Below are 21106 nucleotides of genomic sequence, written 5' to 3'. Positions count from 1 at the left end.
CGTCATGCGCCCTGGCCGGGCAGGGCCATCACGTTTTCCCAATTGTCGCCGGCCGCGACGATGCAGCTTCTGCCGGCGATATCGGTGACGACGATACTCCAGGTTCCGGTCTCGGCGACAAAGACTTCCATGACCGCCTCATGACCGATCAGCCCCAAAGCAAACTGCCTTTCCTGGAACTTCTCGCTCAAATGGGCGACGAGCTCGCCATGTTCAACGCAGTATTGATATTGCGCGCTTGCGGTGTTCGTACCCACCGCCAATGCGCCCGCAAGAACCAGGGTTTTCACCCATCCCAACAGCGATTTGTGTGCCATAGGCACCTCCTTTGCCATCACGTTCCGGCAAAGGAGGGGTTTGACAGCCTCACTTTGCCGGAGCGATCCAGGCCGGTTCCGACGTCATCATCATCGCGTCGTTCCTTTCTGTGTTCCGGTCTGCCATCGGTGGGAACGATTCCAGATGTTCCCATTATGTTCCCGATATATGGTATCGGCAATGGAAAAGCGCAAGCAGGCGCCCAAGCGGGCGCCTGCAGATCCGTTTTACGGTTGTCGCCGAAGAATGGGGCCACCAGGCTGCGCGGCCATGCCGAGGCCGCTACTAGGCGCGAGCGTGGAACCTCATCAGGTGCCTGGCAGCGCCGCTATCGTCATCGCGCTCTCCCAGCCTTCGCCGACTGAAATCACGCAGCTTTGGCCTTTTGTGTCGCTGGCGAGGATGGTCCATGTGCCCTTGTCGGAAACGAAGACTTCAAGCACCACATTCGGATTGACGACGCCGACCGCGCTCGGATTTTCATGAAACTTCTCGCCGAGCGCCTTGACCATATCCGCGCGTGCCGCACATTGCTCGGCAGCCATTGCCGGGACGGCGGAAAGGGCCATCGCAGCGCAAGCTACAGTCGCCATGAGACGTGTCATCTGACACCTCCTTTGCGCCGGACGATATCCCCGGAGCCGTCACCAGCGCCGTTGGTTGATCTGCCAGCGTCTGCTTCGCGGCAGGACTGCAACCTAAGAAGATTGCTGCCTTCTTGGTTCCATCACATTAGTGTTCATGCCGATGAAGACCGCGACAAAAAAGGCCCGGGTCGAGCCCAGGCCTTCTTTTGCTTTCCGCGATCTGGATCAGTTCATCGTCGGGATGACGAATTCGGCGCCATCCTTCACGCCGGCCCGCGCGCCCGAAGCGGAAGGCGAGGACGCGCAGACAGAAAACCGTCCGGCTAATTCATCGTCGGAATGACGAATTCGGCGCCATCCTTCACGCCGGCCCGCGCGCCCGAAGCCGAAGGCGAGGACGCGCAGACAGAAACCCGTCCGGCTAATTCATCGTCGGAATGACGAATTCGGCGCCATCCTTCACGCCGGACGGCCAGCGCGACGTCACCGTCTTGGTCTTGGTGTAGAAGCGGAACGCGTCCGGCCCGTGCTGGTTGAGGTCGCCGAAGGAGGACGCCTTCCAGCCGCCAAACGTATAGTAGGCGATCGGCACCGGGATCGGCACGTTGATGCCGACCATGCCGACCTGGACCCGCGAGGCGAAGTCGCGCGCCGCATCGCCGTCGCGGGTGAAGATAGCGACGCCATTGCCCATCTCGTGCTCGTTGGCGAGCCTGATCGCGTTCTCGTAGGTCGGTGCGCGCACCACCGACAGCACCGGCCCGAAGATTTCTTCCTTGTAGATGCGCATGTCGGCGGTCACATTGTCGAACAGGCAGCCGCCCATATAGTAGCCGTTCTCGTAACCCTGCATGGAAAAGCCGCGTCCGTCGACGACCAGCTTGGCGCCTTCCTTGACGCCGGTGTCGACATAGGACTTGACCCGCTCCAGCGCCTGTGCCGTGACCAGCGGGCCGAAATCGGCGGAAGAATCCGTCGACGGACCGACCTTCAGGCTCTCGACCCGCGGCACCAGTCTTTCCATCAGCCGGTTGGCGGTGTCGTTGCCGACCGGAACGGCCACCGAGATGGCCATGCAGCGCTCGCCGGCCGAGCCGTAGCCGGCGCCGATCAGCGCGTCGACGGTCTGGTCCATGTCGGCATCGGGCATGATGATCATGTGGTTCTTGGCGCCGCCGAAGCACTGCACGCGCTTGCCGGCCGCGCAGCCGCGCGAATAGATGTACTGGGCGATCGGTGTCGAGCCGACGAAACCGATGGCCTTGATGTCGGGATCGTCGAGGATGGCGTCGACCACTTCCTTGTCGCCGTTGACGATATTGAGGATGCCCGCCGGCAGGCCGGCCTCGATGAACAGTTCGGCAATGCGCATCGGCACGCCCGGGTCGCGCTCGGACGGCTTGAGGATGAAGGCATTGCCGCAGGCGATGGCCGGCGCGATCTTCCACAGCGGGATCATCGCCGGAAAATTGAACGGCGTGATGCCGGCGACGACGCCGAGCGGCTGGCGCATCGAATAGACGTCGATGCCGGGGCCGGCGCCATCGGTGAACTCGCCCTTCATCATGTGCGGTGCACCGATGCAGACCTCGACCACTTCGAGGCCGCGCTGGATGTCGCCCTTGGCGTCGGCGATGGTCTTGCCGTGTTCTCGCGCCAATATCTCGGCGAGCGCGTCATACTCCTTGGCGATCAGCTCGAGGAACCGCATCAGGACGCGCACGCGCCGCTGCGGGTTGGTCGCCGCCCAGCCGGGCTGTGCCGCCTTGGCGTTTTCGACCGCCGCGCGCAATTCCGCCTGCGAAGCCAGCGCCACCGTGCCGCGCACCGCGCCGTCCATCGGCTGCATGACGTCCTGCTTGCGGCCGCTGGTTCCGGCGACGCGCTTGCCGCCGATGAAATGACCGTACTCGATCATGGTCTCTCTCCCTGGTTCGTGATGAGGCATTGTCCGCCTTTGCGAGAGCGATGGCAACGCGAGCGAAAACGCAACCGTTGTGCAGAAAATAGATAGCAGCGGGTGTCTGTGCATCAAATCGCGCAAATGATAGAGATGTGTGGTGTACGCTATGGGATAGAGAAATTGAGTTTCTTCGCCGTCGAGCGCTGCCGTAATCGTCATCATCCGGACCATCCCGATGAACTGGGATGATGCCCGCATCTTCCTTGCCGTGGCGCGGGCCGGTCAGATCCTCGGCGCCGCCAGGCGGCTGGAGCTTAATCACGCGACCGTCTCGCGCCGCATCGCCGCCCTCGAGGATGCGCTCAGGACAAAACTGTTTCGCCGGCTTACCACCGGCAGTGAGCTGACGCCGGCGGGCGAGCGTTTCCTTGAGATCGCCGAACGCATGGAGAGCGACATGATCGCCGCGCGCTCGACTGTTTCAGGCGAAGGCGATGACGTCTCGGGCACCGTGCGGATCGGCGCGCCAGACGGGTTTGGCGTCGCCTTCCTGGCCAGGCGCCTCGGCGCGCTGACCGCTCTGCACCGTGAACTCACCATCCAGTTGGTGCCGGTACCACGCTCCTTCTCTTTGTCACGGCGCGAGGCCGACATTGCCATCACCGTGGAGCGGCCGACGGAAGGCCGCCTGGTGGCGGGAAAGCTGGTCGACTACACGCTCGGCCTGTTCGCGTCGCGTGCCTACGCCGACACGCATGGCCTGCCCCGAACCGCCGCCGAGCTAGGGCAGCATACGCTGATCGGCTACGTACCGGATCTGATCGTCAGTCCCTCGCTCGACTACGCGGCCGAATTCAGCGCCGCCTGGCGCACCAGCTTCGCCATTTCCTCCGCGCTCGGCCAGGCCGAAGCGGTGCGTTCCGGCGCCGGCATCGGCATACTGCACACCTTCGTTGCCCGCTCGATGCCGGAGTTGGTGCCCCTCGATATCGTCGCACCCATTCGCCGCGCCTACTGGCTGGTCTATCACGAATCGGTCAGGCCGCTGCGCCGCGTCCAGGTCGTTTCGAGCTTCATCACCAAGGCCGTCGAACGGGACAGGGGTTTGTTCGCGTGAAGCCTATCGGCCGGCGGCTGTCTTAAGTTGCCGGGGGTCTTACTTGGCATATCGTCCCGGCCCGAGATCGCCGACGTCGATGTCGGGCACCCGGCTGGAGATGATGTCGGCTAGAACCTTAGCCGAGCCGCAGGCCATGGTCCAACCGAGTGTGCCATGGCCGGTATTGAGATAGAGATTGGAGAAATCGGTGCGGCCGATCAGCGGCGGCCCGTCCGGTGTCATCGGCCGCAGCCCGCACCAGAAGGTCGCCGATCGCATGTCGCCGCTGCCCGGAAACAGGTCGCTGACCGAATGTTCGAGCGTGCGGCGCCGCGATTCGTGCAGCCGCAGATCGAAGCCGGAAATCTCCGCCGTGCCGCCGACCCGGATACGATCGCCGAGCCGGGTGATCGCTACTTTGTAGCTCTCGTCCATCACGGTCGAGGCCGGTGCGGCGGTGGCGTCCTTGATCGGCAGGGTGATCGAATAGCCCTTGACCGGGTAGACCGGGATGGGGCGCTTCAGCATGCGCATGAACCGCGCCGAATAGCTGCCCATCGCCATCACATAGGCATCAGCGACCATCCAGCCCTTGCTGGTGCTGATGTTGGTGATGCGATCGCGCTTCTTGACGACGCGCCGTATCTCCGTGTCGTATTCGAAGGTGACGCCGCGTGCCGCGCAAAGCTCGGCAAGCCTGTCGGTAAACATCTTGCAGTCGCCGGTTTCGTCGCCGGGCAACCGCAGGCCACCGACGAATTTTTCGCGCACGCCAGCCAGCGCGGGTTCGGCCGCAATGCACCCGTCGGGATCGAGGACCTCGTAAGGGACGCCATAGGTCTTCAGCACCTCGACATCGCCGCCGACGCCGTCGAGCTGCTTTTGCGTTCGGAAAAGCTGCAGCGTGCCCTTGGCGCGCTCGTCATAGGCGATGCCGGTCGCCTCGCGCAGCGCCTTCAGCGTGTCGCGGCTGTACTCGGCCAGCGGCACCATGCGCGCCTTGTTCAGCGCGTAGCGTTCAGCCGTGCAATTGCGCAGCATCTTGACCAGCCATATCCACATATGCGGATCGACGGCCGGGCGCACCACCAGTGGGCCGTGCTTCATCAAAAGCCATTTGATGGCCTTCAGCGGAACGCCGGGCCCGGCCCAGGGCGAGGCATAGCCGGGCGAGATCTCGCCGGCATTGGCAAAGCTGGTTTCCAGCGCCGGGCCTTTCTGGCGATCGATCACCGTCACCTGATGGCCGGCCTCGGCAAGAAAATAGGCGGTGGTGACCCCGATCACGCCGCCGCCCAGCACGAAGATCTTCATCGTTTGGTTCTCCGCGGCGGCATCTCGTCGGGATTCGAGACCGGGATCATCGCCGCCTTCTGTCTGCCGGATTCTGCGGCGTCAGCCAAGTGCCGATGCTCAGGGAAAAGACATGCGTGAGGACAACAAGCTTGCGTCCTAGCGATTCACATAGCGCCGGTGAAAACGGTGGCCGAGGCTGGTCAAGACCTCGTAGCCGATAGTGCCGGCCTGGCCGGCTACCTGGTCCACCGTCTGCGACGACGGCCCGATCAGTTCAACGAGGTCGCCGGCCTTCAGCTTGCCAGGCGGCAGTGCGGAAATGTCAAGGATGATCGTATCCATCGAAATCCGGCCGACGAAGGGCAGCCGCACATTTTCGAACCAGGCAGCGGAAGCGGCGCGACGATGCCAGCCATCGCCGTAGCCGAGCGAAATCGTCGCCGCGGCAAGCGGGGCCTTGGTATGGAAAGTGTGGCCGTAGCCGACACCAGCGCCGGCCTCCAGCACCCGCATCTGGATGACCTTGGCCTGCAATCGCACCACCGGCAGCATCGGATTGTCCTTCGCCGGCGTCGGATTGACGCCATACAGAGCGGCACCCGGACGAACGAGGTCGTAATGATAGCGCTGCCCGAGAAAAATGCCTGATGAATTGGCAAGGGAAGCCGGCGCTTCCGGCAGCATTTGGCGCAGCCGTTCGAATTCCAGCCGCTGCCGCTCGTTGGCCGGTTGCTCGGGTTCGTCGGCGCAGGCGAGATGGCTCATCACGAACGTCAGTTCGACACCGTCGAAGGCCTGTGGATCCCGCGCGACTGCCTTCACCTCGGACGGCGTCATGCCGAGCCGCGACATGCCGCTGTCGACCTGGAGGGCGGCCGGCAGCTTACGGCCCACCCGTCCGGCCATTTCGCGCCATGCCGCGAGTTGGCTGGCGCTGTTGAGTACGCTGCAAAGCCCTGCTGCAACCGCTTCCCTTTCCGCACCCGGCGGAATGCCGTTCAGCACATAAATGGCTGGGTCTGAGCCGAGCGCCTTGCGCAGCAAGATGCCGCCGGCCAAATGCGCAACAAAGAAGGTATTACAGCCCTCAGCCATCAGTGCCGCCGCCACCGGTGCCGCGCCAATCCCGTAACCGTCGGCCTTGACCACTCCAGCACAGCTGACGCCGCCCAGCCGCGCCTTCAGCCGCCGGTAATTCTCACGGATGGCGCCGAGATCGATGGTCAGGATTGCCCCCGCCGCCGCTTCGCTGATCGGCTCGCTCGGGGCGCCAGCCTGCCGTGGAGCAACGGCCTGCGGAAGAGATTTGCTGGAGATGTCGTTCATGCCGACCTGTTTTAGCGGAAGGCCAGTGGCTACGCCACCAAATGCCGGAACGCTGCCACCACGTCTTCGTAGACCTTGCGCTTGAACGGCACGATCAGGCCGGGCAATTCCAGCATCGGCCGCCACGCCCACCGGTCGAACTCGGCCTTGTGGCCACCCGGTGGCGGATTGATCGCGATCTCGCTTTCGTCACCGTGGAAGCGGAAGGCAAACCATTTCTGCGTCTGGCCGCGATACCGTCCCTTGAAGGCGACGCCGACCAGATGCGCCGGCAGGTCGTAGTTGATCCAGTGCGGCGCCTCGGCCAGCAGCGACACCGAGCGCATGCCGGTCTCTTCGTAGAGTTCGCGCGCCGCCGCGGGCAGCGGCTCCTCGCCATCGTCGATGCCGCCCTGCGGCATCTGCCAGAGCTGCGTCGTTCCAGCGAATTCGCTGTCCGGCTCGGCAATGCGACGGCCGACCCAGACCAGGCCGTCGCCATTGAGGACCATCACCCCTACGCAGGGCCGGTAGGGCAGTGTCTCGGCGTCAACGAGCTTGTTCTTTGCCATCTCAGCCTTTTTCCGGATCTATGGCCACCGCCGAAATCGGCACGATCTCGATGCCGCGCTTCTTGGCCTCGGTCACCCAGGAAGACACGGTATCCACCGTCAGGTCGAAAGCCGAGCCGATGCCGACGGCAAACCCTTTCGCCCGCGCCGTCGCTTCCAGCCCATCCAGTTTCTTCAATATGGCGCCGCGGTCCTGCACCGCGTCGATCGCCGTATCGCCGCCGACGAACGGCACGCCGTCCTTCAGCGCCAATTCGGGTGCCAGGCTGCGCGCTGAGGAACCGTCATCGACATAGGCGAGGCCACGCTTGCCAAGCTCGGCCATCAATGGCCCCATTGCCGTCGCGTCGGCCGAAAAGCGGGCGCCCATATAGTTCATGACGCCGGTGTAGTTGGTCGTTCGCGACAGCGCCCAGCGTAAATTCTTCAAATTCTCGTCCGGCGTCGCAGCCACGGTCAGCGTGTTGCGGCCGGGATTGACGTTCGGATAGTCGAACGGCTCGAGCGGCACCTGCATGATGACCTCATGGCCGCCCTGCCGCGCCACCTGCATCCAGCGGCCGATGCTGTTGCCTTGCGGCGCGAAGGCCAGCGTCACCTCCGCCGGCAGCTTGGCGATGGCTGCCTGCGTGCCGGTCTGCGACACGGCAAGACCGCCGATGACGAGCGCCACGCGTGCACCGCGTGCGCCGGACCACGGCCGTGCATAGACATCGAACGGGCGCCGGCCGTCGGCGGCGCGGATCGGCAGCGGACCGGTCTCGCTGGCCTCGATCAGTGCCTTGTCGGGAATGTGCGCGATCCTGAGGTTCTGGCCGATCGTCGAAGGGTCGCGGATGACGATGGCCGCCTCGGGTGGACCATCGCCCTCCTCGGTCTGGACATGGATGATCTGCGGACCGCCCGTCTTCGGCCCGCTTATGTTGGCCCCGCTTGCGTTGCTTGGCGCTGCCGTTTCGGGCGTCGCCTTGGCTGGCGCCGCGGCGGTATCCGCCGCCGCCGGCGTTTTCGGCGTCGAGACCGCTACTTCCTGCAGCTTCCGGAACGGCTTGTCGCGCAAGGCGATCGCGCTGGAGACGCCGACCACCGACAGCACGACAAGCGCGGCGGCGACCGCACCGGCGCTGATCCCGCTGCCCGAGCGCGACGGCCGGATCGCCTGTCCGAGAGGTCGTTCTATGTCCTTGCCGATATCAGCCAAGCCCGCACCCCCGGCGTGCATCCCCGAAGTAAAACCTTCTCCGGAGGCGCAAGATCCAAAATGTCGGCGCGTCCCCTTGCTTCACTGGACGCGCAGCATGCCGGCCGCAGCCCCGAATCAAACTGCCGGAGCCTCGCGGCCCCGGCAGCATCGCATCGCTTCGCTCAGGCAGCCAGACCCGTTTGGCCCGGCTTGCCCGCCCTTACTGGTTCAACACGGCCTTTTGCGGATTCGGCGGGAACGCCGGATCGGTCTTCTGGCCGCGCAGCAGCTGCTCGGCATAGATGAGCTGCAAATCGTCCTTCGGCTCCGGCGGCACATAGGCTGCCGAACCCGAACCGGTCGTGCCTTCGTCGGCGCCCTTGATATGGCCCTTGAGGTCGGATTCGCCGCGCGTCAGATCCCTGCCCTGCAGTTCCGCCGGCAGCGGCTGGTCGACCTTGATGTCGGGCGTGATGCCCTTGCCCTGGATCGACTTGCCGGACGGCGTGTAATAGAGCGCCGTCGTCAACCGCAGCGCCCCGTTCTCGCCAAGCGGGATGATGGTCTGCACCGAACCCTTGCCGAAGGACTGCGTGCCGACCACCGTGGCGCGGCGCAGATCCTGCAGCGCGCCGGCGACGATTTCCGAGGCACTGGCCGAGCCGCCATTGACGAGCACGATCAGCGGCTTGCCGCCGATGTCGTCGCCGGCCCGTGCGTCGAAGCGGGTGACGTCCTTCGGATCGCGGCCGCGCGTCGAGACGATCTCGCCACGGTCGAGGAAGGCATCCGACACGCTCACCGCCTGGTCGAGCAAACCGCCCGGATTGAGGCGCAGGTCGAGCACGTAGCCCTTGAGCTTGTCGTTCGGCACCTGCTTCTTGATGGTGTCGATGGCATTCTCGAGGTCGTCATAGGTCTTTTCGGTAAAGGAGGTGATCTTCATGTAGCCGATGTCGTTTTCGACCCGGAACTTGACCGCCTTGACCTTGATGATGTCGCGCACGACGGTCAGTTCGATCGGCTTGTCGGCGCCCTGGCGCAGGATGGTGAGCTTGATCGGCGTGTTGACCAGCCCGCGCATCTTCTCGACGGCGTCGTTGAGCGTCAGGCCGCGAACCTCCTCGCCGTCGATCTTGGCGATATAGTCGCCGGCGAGCACACCAGCCTTGGCGGCCGGAGTATCGTCGATCGGCGTGATCACCTTGACCAGGTCGTTCTCCATGGTGACCTCGATGCCGAGGCCGCCGAACTCGCCCTTGGTTTGAACGCGCATGTCCTGCGCTTCTTCGGCGTTCATGTAGGAGGAGTGCGGGTCGAGCGAGGACAGCATGCCGTTGATGGCATTTTCAACCAGCGACTTGTCGTCGGGCGGCGTCACATAATTCGCCCGCACCCGTTCGAAGATATCGCCGAAGATCGCCAGTTGCTTATAGGTCTCGGAGCCCGCAGCCTTCGCCGTCGAGCCGGGCGCGCCATAGACCAGGCTCATCGCCGATGCACCCATCAGCGCACCGGCAAACAGAAGCGACAGTTTCCGCATCATTCACGTCCTTCCAGAAAAACGGTCCGCCCACCATGGGGCCGGATCGACGGGTTTTCCATCCTTGCGGAACTCGACATAGAGCTCCGGCGTGGCATTTCCATTCTTCGATGCCGAGGTGCTCGCCACCCGGGCCTCTCCCATCGCGCCGACCGGCTCACCTGCGAGCACCGACTGGCCAGACGCGACGCTGATTCTGCTCATCCCCGCCAGGACGACATGATAGCCGTCACCCGCATTCAGGATCAAGAGTTGACCGTAAGAGCGGAAAGGCCCCGCATAAAGCACATTTCCATCCGCCGGTGCTGTGACGATGGCTCCCGATTGTGTCGCAACCATGTCACCGAGCATCACCGCGCCGTTACCGTCGTTGGCGCCGAAGCGCCGCTTGATCCTGCCGGTGACCGGCAGCGCGATCTGCCCTTGCAGCGCGGAAAACGGCGCGGCAGCGGTGAGCCTGTTGCTCTCCGGCACCGGCAGCGAGGCCAATTCCGTCGACGCCGCAGCCGATGCCGGGCCCTTGTCGGCGTCGGCCGTCTTTTGCTCGGCTGCCTTGGCCGCATCCGCCGCCTTGCGGGCCCTATCGGCCTCGAGCGAGGCGATCAGTTCTTTCAGGCTGCCGGCCTTGGCCGCCAACGTCGCGGACCGCTGCTTTTCGGCGGCCAGCGCGGTTTGCGTATCGGCGGCGAGCTTCTGCTTGGCTTCGAGCAGCATGCCGAGCCGCTTTTTTTCCGCCGCCTGCTCGCCGATCGCTGCCGTCAGCCGCGCCCGCTCGGCCTCGATCGAGGCCGTCACCCGCGACTGCTCCTTGAGGTCGGCCAGCAACATGTCGGTCTGCTGCCGCAGTTCCGGCACCACGGCACCGAGCAGGATGGCGCTGCGCACCGACGACAATGCGTCCTCCGGCTTGACCAGGATCGCCGGCGGCGGATTGAGTCCCATGCGCTGCAGCGCGCCGAGCACTTCGGCCAGAACGTCGCGTCTGGCGGCCAGTGAGGCGCGGATCTTCTGTTCCTGCGCCTTTAGCCCTTCGAGCTTGCCGCCAATGTCCTCGATGTCCTGGCCGAGCTTCTGCTCGGTCATCGCCGACTGGATCAGCGCCGCGGTGATCGAGGCGTGGTCCTTCTTGACCGCCGCGATGTCGGCGGCGAGCTTGGCCAGCCGCTCGGACGACAGCGTGATCTCTTTCGATACTTTTTCGTATTCGGCGCGGCTCTGGTCCGGGTCGGGCGCCAGGTCGAGCGTGTTCTCGGCCCGGGCGACGCCGAGCGAAAGCGCGATCGCCGCCACGGCGATGGCGTAGCGCACGCGCCAGGAGCCCGTTCGTGTTTTCCAGTCTTCAGACATTGAAGCCTAACTCTATGCGCGGCTTCGTTAACGAACCATCAACCATGTTCGAGCCCGGCCGCGATCCGCAAACCCCATGAGCCCAAACTGTCGATGAGCATTGGGGCAAAAATCCGGGCGGCTGGCATCAATTCGCCGACGGAGCCAACTTCATGGACGATGGTAGGGGTGACCGGAAAGGATCGTGGCCGCCCGGTAAAGCTGCTCGCCCAGCATTACGCGGACCAGCTGATGCGGCCAGGTCAGCGCGCCGAGCGACACCGTCAGATCAGCCAGGTCGCGCAGCGACTGGTCATGGCCGTCGGCGCCGCCAACGGCGATCACCAGCGCCTTGCGCCCGCCATCGCGCAGCGAGCCTATGCGGCCGGCGAAATCCTCGGAGGAAAGGTTCTTGCCGCGCTCATCCAGCAGCACCAGAGCCGTGCCCGGTTGCAAGTGTGTTTGCAGCTTCTGGCCTTCCTCGCGCCGGCGCTCATTGGCCGTCTGCGCGCGGCCTTCGGCAATCTCGACGATCCCGGCGAATTCGAGGCCTACGGCAGGACCGCTCTTGGCAAAACGCTCGAAATAGCGATCGGCCAACTGCTTCTCGGGGCCGGCTTTCATTCGGCCCACGGCATGAACGGTAATCTTCATCCTTGCCTCGACGAGCCGCTGATGCATGTCGGACGACGACATGCATCACGACGAGTACGGCTCAGTGGAGGGTCTCCTCCTCGAGATCGGGCGCCTGCCACATCTTTTCGAGATTGTAGAAGTCGCGGACCTCGGGACGGAAGACATGGACGATGATGTCGCCCGAATCGATCAGGACCCAGTCGGCGCCAGCCAGCCCCTCGACGCGCGCCGTGCCGAGCCCGGCATCCTTGAGCGCCTTGAGGAGATGATCGGCGACAGCCGAGACATGACGGTGCGATCGGCCCGATGCGACGACCATGTAGTCGCCGAGGCTCGATTTTCCCTGAATGTCGATTGAGACGATGTTTTCGGCCTTGGAGTCTTCCAGACTGTCAAGGACTGTCTTGATGGCGCGGGACACGGCGTCGTTTACGCTGATCCCGGCCGGCGAAGGCACGATGTCGGCCTTCTTCCGAAGTGCTGTTCTCAGTGTATTTCCTTTCGCAGCAAGAACAACCAAATCACCTTCAAAATCAGGTGACACTGCTTAGATAGGCAGAGTTAGGTTGCAGTTTCAAGACACCGCTCGCAAGCAGGCGCCCGGCAGCGGCCGAATATGCGGCTTTCCGAGCGAGAAAATCGGAACCGCCTCGCCCCGCAGCGGTTATCGGCTCATCCACGAACCGGAATCCCGACATGCCGATCGATCCCCAGAACGCCCTCCTCACCGTGCAATCCGGCCTGGCGCAACTCAGCACGCTGATCGTCTCCTACTCGCTTTCGGCGGTCGGCGCCGTCATCCTGCTGGTCATCGGCTACATCGTCGCCGGCCTCGCCGAGCGTTCGATCTATGCCGGCCTCGGCCATATCCATGGCTTCGACGAAACGCTCCGCCATTTCTTCTCGCAGGTCGTCCGATACGCCATCCTCGGGCTGGTCGTGATCATGGTTCTCGGCCAGTTCGGCGTGCAGACCGCTTCGATCATTGCCGCCATCGGTGCCGCCGGCCTGGCCATCGGCTTGGCGCTGCAAGGCACGCTGCAGAACATTGCCGCCGGCATCATGCTGCTGGCGCTGCGGCCGTTCCGCATCGGCGAATATGTCGAGGTCGGCGCCATATCCGGCACCGTCGAGGAGATCGGCCTGTTCGCTACAACGCTGCGGACGGTCGAAGGCGTCTACGTGCTTGCACCCAACTCGACCCTGTGGAACCAGCCGGTCCGCAACTTCACCCGCAACGGTGTGCGTCGCGGCGACATCACGCTCGGCATCGGCTCGTGGAACGACATCGATTTCGCGCAAAAGACCATGCTTGGCGTTGCCGCCGCCGACCGGCGTGTCAGGCGGCAGCCTGCGCCGATCGCCTTTGTCGCGACCGTCGGCGACAGCACCGTCGCCATCACCTTGCGCTACTGGACGGCGGCTGCCGACTTCTTCGCCACCCAGATCGACCTTACCAAGAGTGTCAAGCAGGCGTTCGATGCCGAGGGCCTTTCGGTCCCGGCGCCGGCACCGAAAGCGCCGCAGGCGGATGCCTCAGCCACACGGCAATAGAGCATTTGAAGCCAGCTGGAGGGTGTTCAAATTTCTTCGCGCCCGCGTTGACCTTCGGGCGCGAAGGCGAGATCGACGGGCAACGGCGCCTGCGCCGTCATCGGCGCGAAACTGCCGGTCTCGGTGGCAGGCACGGGCCGCACCATGACGACTCGCCAAAGAACGAACAGGCAGTACGCGGCGGCAATGACGATTGCCACATAGATGAAGGCCTGCGTGCCATAGACGGCGGAAAGCCCGGTCACGATGCCGGGGACGACGAAGCCGGACAGCGACCAGGCGAACAAAAGCGAGCTCGACAGCGCCACCATGTCGTCCTTGCCGGCGCGATCGCCGGCATGGGCGCTGGCCAGAGAGTAGATCGATTCCGAGGCGCCGTCCCAGACCACGTAGATGACGAGCAGCGCCACCAGCGCGCCGCCGTCGAAACCGAGGGCAAACAGGCCCGCCGCGGCGGCAAGCGCCGACGCCGCGATCAGCACGAAGCGCCGGTCGGTGCGGTCGGAAATCCAGCCGAGCGGGATCTGCAGGATCAGCGTGCCGACCGGCATTGCCGAAAGCAGCAAAGCGACGTCGGCCTGGCCGTAGCCCTTGGCCGTGGCATGGATCGGCGCAAAGCCCGAGATCGTCATCGACAGGCCGCCGACGGCAAGCATGCCGGCAACGCCCACCGGCGAGATCCGCCAGGCGCGGCCGAGCGCCACGGACGCCGCTTGCGGCGCCGGTGGCTGCGCGAGCCGCGTCAGCCCGACGGGAAGGATCGACAGTGCGGTGAAGGCAATGCCGATCAGCGGCGCGTCGGCCGCGCGGATATCGATCAACGCCAGCGTCGAATAGCCGACGCCGAGTCCGGCGACATAGGCAACGTAGAAGATAGCCATGACCCGGCCGCGGATGGCGTTGGCAACGACATCGTTCAGCCAGCTCTGCGCGACGATGAACAGGCCGCAAATGGCAAAGCCGTAGAGCGCCCGTGCAGCGATCCACGGCAAGGGATGCGGCCCGGCGCCGACCGCGGCGTTGGACAGCACGATGAGTGCCGACAGCACCATGAACACGCGGGCATGGCCGACACGCCGCACCAGCGGCCCGGTCAGGATGCAGCCGGCGAGGCCGCCAGCCGAAAGGCCGGTGACGATCAGCCCCGCCCAAGTCGGATCGAAGCCCGCGGCGCCGAGCCGGACTGGGATATAGGCGAACATGAGGCCATTGCCGACGGCGATCAGCGCCATCGACAAGAGGATACTGGCAATGGCGATCGACGGGGCCGGCTGCCCTAGACCGTTCTTGTCCTGGTCGCGCTCGAGAATCGTCATGACCGAGGATCGCCCATCAAGCTGGTCAAGGCAGCGGCAAAAGCGACATCAGCGGTCTTGCCTTCCGTGTCGGCTCAGCCCCTTGCTACCTTGCGGATCGCGCTCGACGACAGCGACGAACGAGGGCCGTGGATGAAGGTCCAGGCCGGCGCGTCCATGCGGGCGAGCCGCGGCGCGTCGCCCTCGTCTACGCGGGCATAGTCGAACGTCTTGGCGACCACAGACGACAGGAACGACAGTGTCGCGCCCGGCCGGTCGACCACCGCGATCGGGAACGTCATGACGATGCGGCGCCAGCGCTGCCAGCGGTGGAAGTCGCGAAGCGAGTCGGCCCCCATGATCCAGACGAAATCGACGCCGGGGTTACGCGCCTTGACCAGCGCCAGCGTATCGGCGGTGAAGCGGACGCGGTGGGCCGCCTCGAAGGCGGTGACCTTGATCTTCGGGTTCTTGGCGATCTTTTCGGATAGCTCCAGCCGCTTGGCCAGCGGTGCCAGGTCACCGGCATTCTTGAGCGGGTTGCCGGGCGTCACCATCCACCACAGCTGATCGAGCGCAAGGCGTCTGAGCGCGATCTCGGCGACCAGCGCATGGCCGGCGTGCGGCGGGTTGAACGAACCGCCGAACAGCCCGACCGCCACGCCTTTCCCGGCATGCGGCATCTTGAGGTAGCGCGGAGGGACGGGATGCTCGGAAGGGGATAGCATCGTGCTAAGCACCCCCCTTGCGGAGGAGATGTCCGGCAGGACAGAGGGGGGTGGCTGGGCGCAAACTTCAAGCCCTAGCGGCGAAAAAGGTCAAGGCCTCACCTGTCCCGACCCGCGTACGCGGTATTTGAACGACGTCAGTTGCTCGACGCCGACCGGCCCGCGCGCATGCATCTTGCCGGTGGCAATGCCGATTTCGGCGCCCATACCGAACTCACCGCCATCGGCAAACTGGGTCGAGGCGTTGTGCAGAAGGATCGCCGAATCGATCTCGCTGAAGAACCGTTCGACGGCCTTTGCATCCTCGGCGATGATCGCCTCGGTGTGATGCGATGAAAAATTCTCGATATGCTCGATCGCGCCGGCAACGCCGTCGACCAGCTTCACCGCAATGATGGCATCGAGATATTCGGTCACCCAGTCTGCATCGGTCGCGGGTTGGGCATCGGCATAAAGCTTCAGCACCTCGGCATCGGCATGGATCTCGCAGCCTGCCGCCTGTAGGGCCCCGAGGATCGGCACCAGGTGCGTGCCGGCGACGGCACGGTCGACCAGCAGCGTCTCGGCAGCACCGCACACCCCGGTGCGCCGCATCTTGGCATTGACCGCGATCTTGACCGCCATGTCGAGATCGGCCGATCCGTCGATATAGAGATGACAGATGCCCTCGAGATGCGCGAAGACCGGCACCCGTGCCTCGTTCTGCACACGCTCGACCAGCCTGCGGCCGCCGCGCGGGATGATGACCTCGAGATTGCCGGAAAGCCCTTTCAGCATTTCGCCGACGGCGGCGCGATCGGTGGTCGGCACCAACTGTATGGCATCCTCCGGCAGCCCGGCTGTCTTCAGCCCCTCGACCAGGCAGGCATGGATCGCGGCGGAAGAATTCGCCGAATCCGAGCCGCCGCGCAGGATCACCGGATTGCCCGCCTTGAGGCAGAGCGCGCCTGCATCGGCGGTCACGTTCGGCCGGCTCTCATAGATGACGCCGACGACGCCAAGCGGCGTGCGCACCCGTTCGATATGCAACCCGTTCGGCCGCTCCCAGGCGGCAATGACATCGCCGACCGGATCGCGCAACCCGGCGATTTCATTGATCCCGTCTGCCATGGCGCGGATGCGGGCGGGATCGAGCTTCAGCCGATCTATGAAGGAGGCGGAAAGCCCGGATTCGTGACCATTCGAAACATCGATGGCGTTAGCATCGAGAATGTCCTGCTCACGGGCGATGATGGCGTCGGCCATGGCGAGGAGCGCGGCATTCTTGGCAGCAGTGTTCGCAATGGCCAGCGGTCGGGCGGCAGCGCGCGCCTTGCGGCCTATCCGTGTCATCAAACTGGCTACATCATCGCCTTGGTGTTTGTTCAGCATTTGACCGATCCAGTGAAGCTGGTGGATTTACACGCGGGCAGCCTTCGCGGCAATGGCCGCAAATTTGAGGAAGCAGAATGAAGACAGTTATCCTCGTTGCTCTCGGCGCGATGCTCATACCGACAAGCCTCCGTGCCGCGGACTACTGCGACGACAAATTTGAACCTGGAGAGAGCCCCGACGGCAAGGCCATGCTTATGGTAAGCTCGATGATGTCCCTCGCACTCGCTGAGCGCTATTGCGGCGCGCCACCGACACCGCTTTCCCAGATCAACGTCGTTGTTGAAGAGTTGCATGGATGTGGGCCGCGCGCTCGGCTTGAGGCGGAATTCAAAAAAGGATGGAAGGGGCAGAAGCAATGACGACTGACGCGCTCATCCGCGATCTCGTCGTCGAAGACGACAAGGATGTTCCCCAAGCCGAAGTGGATCGACGTGCCAAGGCTGGCATCGAAGCGGAGTTGGGAGGTTGCAGCGAACTTCTGAAGATATACCAGGACTTTCAGGATCGATATCGCAACCCACCCAAATGGCCGCATGAGCCTGACCAGTAGCGCGCCGTCAATGGCGGGCTGCATCTCCGTCGGCCGCGCCGCTCACCACGAGGTCGTCGCGGTGGATCATCGCCGAACGCGCCTCGTAGCCGAGCACGGTTTCGATCTCGGTCGTCTTCAGGCCAGCGATCCTTACGGCATCGGCGGCATCATAGGCAACCAGCCCGCGCGCTATCTCGCGGCCCTCGGGCGACAGGATGGCCACCGTATCGCCGCGCGCAAAATTGCCGCTGACCAATTTGACGCCGGCCGGCAGCAGCGACTTGCCGGAGAGCAGCGCGCTGATCGCGCCGGCATCGACGGTCAGCCGTCCTGCAGGTTCGAGCTGCCCGGCGATCCAGGTCTTGTAACCCTTGACCGGATTGGCGCTCGGCCGGAAGAAGGTGGCGCGCTCGCCGCGCTCGATTGCCAGCAGCGGCGACAGCCGCGTGCCCGATGTGATGATCATGGCGGTGCCGGCGGCGGTGGCGATCTTGCCGGCGTCGAGCTTGGTGCGCATGCCGCCGCGCGACAATTCCGAAGCGGCAGCACCCGCCATTGCCTCGATGTCGGGAGTGATGCGGTCGACGACGGGAATGAACCGAGCTTGCGGGTCACGCGCAGGCGGTGCCGTGTAGAGCCCGTCAATGTCGGAAAGCAGCACCAAAAGGTCGGCGCCCATCATAGTGGCGACGCGCGCCGCCAGCCGGTCGTTGTCGCCATAGCGGATTTCCGATGTCGCCACCGTGTCGTTCTCGTTGATGACCGGCACTGCCGTCATCTTGAGCAGCGTCGAGATCGTCGCCCGCGCGTTGAGGTAGCGGCGGCGCTCTTCGGTGTCGCCGAGCGTCAGCAGGATCTGGCCCGATTTCAAGCCATTCTTGCCGAGCGCATCCGACCAGGCGCCGGCCAAGGCGATCTGCCCGACGGCAGCAGCGGCCTGGCTCTCCTCGAGCTTCAGCGCTCGCTTGCCGAGGCCGAGGATGGTGCGGCCGAGCGCAATCGCCCCGGAAGACACGACGAGAATTTCGGCGCCGCCATTGGCCAGCACGGTGATGTCGTCGGCAAGCGAGGCCAGCCAGTCGCGCTTCAGGCCCGTCGTGCGGTCGACAAGCAGCGCCGAGCCGATCTTGACGGCAATGCGCCGATAATTTTTCAGCGATTGCGCGGCCATGGCTATGTGTTCCAGCGCGTCTCGACCGGCGCAGCGACAGCTTCGCGGGCCTCCGCCACCACAGCCATCAGCGCGCGCAACACCGCCTCGACGCCTTCGCCGGTGACAGCAGAAAGCAGCATCGGCGCGCGGCCGGCGGCGCGTTTCAGCGAGGCGGTCTTTTTCTTGCGTGCGTCGGCATCGAGTATGTCGACCTGGGAAAGCGCGACGATTTCGACCTTGTCGGTCAGCCCGTTGCCGTAGGCGTCGAGTTCGGCGCGCACGGTCTTGTAGGCCTGGGCCGGATTTTCTTCCTGTGCCGAGACAAGATGCAGAAGGACGCGCGTGCGTTCGACATGGCCTAGGAAGCGGTCGCCGATGCCGACCCCTTCATGCGCGCCTTCGATCAGGCCGGGAATGTCGGCGATGACGAATTCGCGCCCGTCGATGCGGGCCACGCCAAGGCCCGGATGCAGGGTGGTGAAGGGATAGTCAGCGATCTTCGGCTTGGCCGCGGTGACCGCCGCCAGGAAGGTCGACTTGCCGGCGTTGGGCAGCCCGACAAGGCCGGCATCGGCGATCAGCTTCAGCCTGAGCCAGATGTTGAGCTCTTCGCCTGGCAGTCCGGGATTGGCGCGGCGCGGCGCCTGGTTGGTCGAGGTCTTGAAGTGCTGGTTGCCGAAACCGCCATTGCCGCCCTTAGCCAACAGAAAGCGCTGGCCGACGACCGTCAGATCACAGATCAGCGTCTCATTGTCCTCGGCAAAGACCTGTGTTCCGGCCGGCACTTTCAGCGTTACGTCGGCCCCCTTGGCGCCGGTCATGTTGCGGCCCATACCGTGCGTCCCGGTCTTGGCTTTGAAATGCTGCTGATAGCGATAGTCGATCAGCGTGTTTAGTCCGTCGACCGCCTCCACCCAGACATCGCCGCCGCGGCCACCGTCGCCACCGTCCGGACCGCCGAACTCGATAAACTTTTCGCGCCGGAACGACACCGAACCGGCGCCGCCGTCGCCGGAGCGGATGTAGACCTTGGCTTGATCGAGAAATTTCATCGGATTGTATGGTTTCTGTTATTGGCTTTGCGGGATTGCTCTAAACCAAGGCGGGTCGAAGGGCGAGGGCCGTTTTTACTACTGTAACGTCGCGCGTATCTCTGGACGCGTAGCCTTTGGTTGACCCTTGCCGAAAATCGATCTTCGGCTTTCCAAGCGCGAGATGTCGCAATGAAGCTGGTAACTTACAATATCCACTACGGCGTCGGTCTCGACGGCCGGTACGATGTCGGCCGTATCGCCGATGCCGTGCGCGGCGCCGACGTGATCGCGCTGCAGGAGGTCTCCCGCGCCAACCCGAAGAATGGCGGCCGCGACATGGTGGCCGAACTCGGCGAGGCGCTGCCCGACTATTTTGCCGTTTACGGCAGCAATTTCGAAGCCGACGCTGGCTCGCGCTTGGAAAACGGCCGCGCCATCACGACCACCTTCCAGCTCGGCAACATGGTGCTGTCGAGGACGCCGATCCATCTGTCGCGCAATCTCCTTTTGCCGCGCAGCCGCAGTTTCGAAGCAATGAACTTCCAGCGCGGCGCGCTGGAGGCGCTGATCGAAACGCCGCTTGGTCCGATCCGCTTCTATTCCACCCATCTCGACCACCGCAGCCCGGTTGAACGCCTGAGCCAAATCCGCTTTCTGCGCGAACGCCTATTAAACTACCCGCTCGAGGGCGGCGGGCTCTCCGGCGTCGCCGAGATCGGCTTGCCGGACCTGCCTTGTCCTGAAGCCTTCGTCGTCATGGGCGACTTCAACATGCTCGCCGGATCGTCGGAGCACGTCGAACTCGCCGGCCAACCCGACCATGAATTCGGCATGCCGGTGACTGCCGACCTCGCCGTCGATGCCGCCGTGCGCCTCGGCGCTGCCGGCGCCGATCTCGTCACCTGGGTCGACCCCAAGCGGCCAGGCGATGCCAGCCGCTACAAGCGCATCGACTACATCTTCACCAGCGCCTCGCTTGCCAAATCGCTGAGGCGCCTGTGGGTCGACCGGCAAGCGGCCGGTTCGGACCACTTGCCGGTCTGGCCAGAGATGGCGTGAGCCGCATCCATCAAAAATGCACCCAGTTCCTGAGACTGGTCCAGGTCTTGCGATCGAGGCGGTAGCGTTCGACCGGCACCTGACCGGCAACGATCGAATTCAGCATGCCCTGGCCGGCATACTGGAAGCCGCATTTGTGGATGACGCGGCGCGAGGCCGGATTGATAACCCGCGTCGAGGCGTGCAGCACCTGGATCGTGGTTCTCTGGAAGGCAAGGTCGACCAGTGCGTGCGCTGCCTCCGTCGCGTAGCCGCGTTTCCAGTACGGCTCGCCGATCCAGTAGCCGAGCTCCAGCCCGCGATCCGTTGTGTTGAGTCCGGCACAGCCGACGAAGGTCTCGGTGCCGGCCAGCGTCAACGCATAGGCGATTCCAGCCCGGCGCGATGCCGTCATAGCCAGGAAAGCGCGTGCCTCCGCCTCGCCATAGGGATGCGGCATGCGAGCCAGCATTTCCGCGACATGGCGGTTGTCGGCGAGCGCCACCAATTGCTCGATGTCGCTTTCACGCGGGGCACGCATGACCAGCCGCTCGGTCGCGAGCACCGGGCAATCTATCGTGTAACTTTCGTCGTCTGAGTCTTCCGCTTCGGCAACCATGTCAGTCCTCC

Annotated in this window: 23 protein-coding genes; 6 read left to right on the top strand and 17 right to left on the bottom strand. The window is 64.4% G+C overall.

The annotated features are described in order from the left end of the window. Positions 1–2 precede the first annotated feature (2 nt). Positions 3–335 carry a hypothetical protein gene (locus NKJ72_RS23480; RefSeq protein WP_352479613.1) on the bottom strand — a complete coding sequence of 111 codons (333 nt, stop codon included), beginning with the start codon at positions 333–335 and terminating at the stop codon, positions 3–5. Between the two features lie 291 nt (positions 336–626). Next, a complete protein-coding gene (locus NKJ72_RS23475; protein WP_352479612.1) occupies positions 627–923 on the bottom strand; it encodes a hypothetical protein in 297 nt (98 codons plus the stop codon). 136 nt (positions 924–1059) lie between these two features. Here NKJ72_RS23475 and NKJ72_RS23470 point away from each other — a divergent pair, with 136 nt between their 5' ends. Further along, a complete protein-coding gene (locus NKJ72_RS23470) occupies positions 1060–1248 on the top strand; it encodes a hypothetical protein (protein WP_352479611.1) in 189 nt (62 codons plus the stop codon). A 78-nt stretch (positions 1249–1326) separates the two neighbouring features. On the opposite strand, the gene NKJ72_RS23465 is transcribed toward NKJ72_RS23470, so the two are convergent. Next, positions 1327–2823 carry a CoA-acylating methylmalonate-semialdehyde dehydrogenase gene (locus NKJ72_RS23465; RefSeq protein WP_352479610.1) on the bottom strand — a complete coding sequence of 499 codons (1497 nt, stop codon included), beginning with the start codon at positions 2821–2823 and terminating at the stop codon, positions 1327–1329. A 220-nt stretch (positions 2824–3043) separates the two neighbouring features. Here NKJ72_RS23465 and NKJ72_RS23460 point away from each other — a divergent pair, with 220 nt between their 5' ends. After that, entirely contained in the window at positions 3044–3925 is an 882-nt protein-coding gene (locus NKJ72_RS23460) for a LysR family transcriptional regulator (RefSeq protein ID WP_352479609.1), read from the top strand. Positions 3926–3964: 39 nt separating this feature from the next. Here the strand turns inward: NKJ72_RS23460 and NKJ72_RS23455 are convergent, their stop codons facing one another. The 8 genes from NKJ72_RS23455 to rsfS form a co-directional block, all read right to left on the bottom strand. After that, on the bottom strand, positions 3965–5293 hold the full coding sequence (locus NKJ72_RS23455) for a D-amino acid dehydrogenase (protein WP_352479637.1): 1329 nt from the start codon (positions 5291–5293) through the stop codon (positions 3965–3967). A gap of 66 nt (positions 5294–5359) precedes the next feature. Then, on the bottom strand, positions 5360–6529 hold the full coding sequence (gene alr / locus NKJ72_RS23450) for an alanine racemase (RefSeq protein ID WP_352479608.1): 1170 nt from the start codon (positions 6527–6529) through the stop codon (positions 5360–5362). A gap of 29 nt (positions 6530–6558) precedes the next feature. Further along, complete coding sequence (locus tag NKJ72_RS23445) at positions 6559–7080, bottom strand: RNA pyrophosphohydrolase (protein ID WP_292658495.1); 522 nt, start codon at positions 7078–7080, stop codon at positions 6559–6561. Position 7081: 1 nt separating this feature from the next. After that, positions 7082–8281, bottom strand: a complete 1200-nt coding sequence (locus NKJ72_RS23440; RefSeq protein ID WP_352479607.1) for a divergent polysaccharide deacetylase family protein — start codon at positions 8279–8281, stop codon at positions 7082–7084. Between the two features lie 202 nt (positions 8282–8483). Further along, positions 8484–9809 (bottom strand): S41 family peptidase, encoded by a 1326-nt coding sequence (locus NKJ72_RS23435; RefSeq protein WP_023719673.1) that lies wholly within the window; start codon positions 9807–9809, stop codon positions 8484–8486. After that, positions 9810–11153: a murein hydrolase activator EnvC family protein gene (locus NKJ72_RS23430; protein WP_352479606.1), complete on the bottom strand. Its 1344-nt coding sequence runs from the start codon at positions 11151–11153 to the stop codon at positions 9810–9812. 150 nt (positions 11154–11303) lie between these two features. Beyond that, a complete protein-coding gene (gene rlmH, locus NKJ72_RS23425; protein WP_352479605.1) occupies positions 11304–11786 on the bottom strand; it encodes a 23S rRNA (pseudouridine(1915)-N(3))-methyltransferase RlmH in 483 nt (160 codons plus the stop codon). 61 nt (positions 11787–11847) lie between these two features. Then, positions 11848–12225, bottom strand: coding sequence for a ribosome silencing factor (rsfS, locus tag NKJ72_RS23420; RefSeq protein WP_352479604.1), 378 nt, complete (start codon positions 12223–12225; stop codon positions 11848–11850). 239 nt (positions 12226–12464) lie between these two features. On the opposite strand from rsfS, the gene NKJ72_RS23415 reads away from it, so the two are divergent. After that, complete coding sequence (locus tag NKJ72_RS23415) at positions 12465–13322, top strand: mechanosensitive ion channel family protein (protein WP_254816404.1); 858 nt, start codon at positions 12465–12467, stop codon at positions 13320–13322. Positions 13323–13348: 26 nt separating this feature from the next. Here the strand turns inward: NKJ72_RS23415 and NKJ72_RS23410 are convergent, their stop codons facing one another. The 3 genes from NKJ72_RS23410 to NKJ72_RS23400 form a co-directional block, all read right to left on the bottom strand. After that, on the bottom strand, positions 13349–14638 hold the full coding sequence (locus NKJ72_RS23410) for an MFS transporter (protein ID WP_352479603.1): 1290 nt from the start codon (positions 14636–14638) through the stop codon (positions 13349–13351). Between the two features lie 74 nt (positions 14639–14712). Next, positions 14713–15300, bottom strand: a complete 588-nt coding sequence (locus NKJ72_RS23405) for a nicotinate-nucleotide adenylyltransferase (RefSeq protein WP_352479636.1) — start codon at positions 15298–15300, stop codon at positions 14713–14715. Between the two features lie 135 nt (positions 15301–15435). Further along, entirely contained in the window at positions 15436–16716 is a 1281-nt protein-coding gene (locus NKJ72_RS23400; RefSeq protein WP_352479602.1) for a glutamate-5-semialdehyde dehydrogenase, read from the bottom strand. Between the two features lie 77 nt (positions 16717–16793). Here NKJ72_RS23400 and NKJ72_RS23395 point away from each other — a divergent pair, with 77 nt between their 5' ends. Together NKJ72_RS23395 and NKJ72_RS23390 are read left to right on the top strand one after the other, a co-directional pair. Further along, complete coding sequence (locus tag NKJ72_RS23395) at positions 16794–17078, top strand: hypothetical protein (RefSeq protein WP_352479601.1); 285 nt, start codon at positions 16794–16796, stop codon at positions 17076–17078. Next, the gene (locus NKJ72_RS23390) at positions 17075–17269 is read left to right on the top strand and encodes a hypothetical protein (RefSeq protein ID WP_352479600.1); all 195 of its coding nucleotides are present in this window, start codon (positions 17075–17077) and stop codon (positions 17267–17269) included. The genes NKJ72_RS23395 and NKJ72_RS23390 overlap by 4 nt, the downstream gene beginning before the upstream one ends. Before the next feature lie 7 nt (positions 17270–17276). Here NKJ72_RS23390 and proB read toward each other — a convergent pair whose 3' ends face one another. After that, positions 17277–18422 (bottom strand): glutamate 5-kinase, encoded by a 1146-nt coding sequence (proB, locus tag NKJ72_RS23385; RefSeq protein ID WP_352479599.1) that lies wholly within the window; start codon positions 18420–18422, stop codon positions 17277–17279. Between the two features lie 2 nt (positions 18423–18424). Beyond that, complete coding sequence (obgE, locus tag NKJ72_RS23380) at positions 18425–19456, bottom strand: GTPase ObgE (protein ID WP_352479598.1); 1032 nt, start codon at positions 19454–19456, stop codon at positions 18425–18427. A 171-nt stretch (positions 19457–19627) separates the two neighbouring features. On the opposite strand from obgE, the gene NKJ72_RS23375 reads away from it, so the two are divergent. Further along, entirely contained in the window at positions 19628–20497 is an 870-nt protein-coding gene (locus NKJ72_RS23375) for an endonuclease/exonuclease/phosphatase family protein (RefSeq protein ID WP_352479597.1), read from the top strand. Positions 20498–20507: 10 nt separating this feature from the next. Here NKJ72_RS23375 and NKJ72_RS23370 read toward each other — a convergent pair whose 3' ends face one another. Further along, a complete protein-coding gene (locus NKJ72_RS23370; protein ID WP_254820471.1) occupies positions 20508–21095 on the bottom strand; it encodes a GNAT family N-acetyltransferase in 588 nt (195 codons plus the stop codon). Between the last annotated feature and the right edge of the window lie 11 nt (positions 21096–21106).

It is taken from the genome of Mesorhizobium sp. M0045 (genome assembly GCF_040323385.1).
Taxonomy (GTDB): Bacteria; Pseudomonadota; Alphaproteobacteria; order Rhizobiales; family Rhizobiaceae; genus Mesorhizobium.
This window is presented reverse-complemented; position numbering and strand designations above follow the sequence as displayed.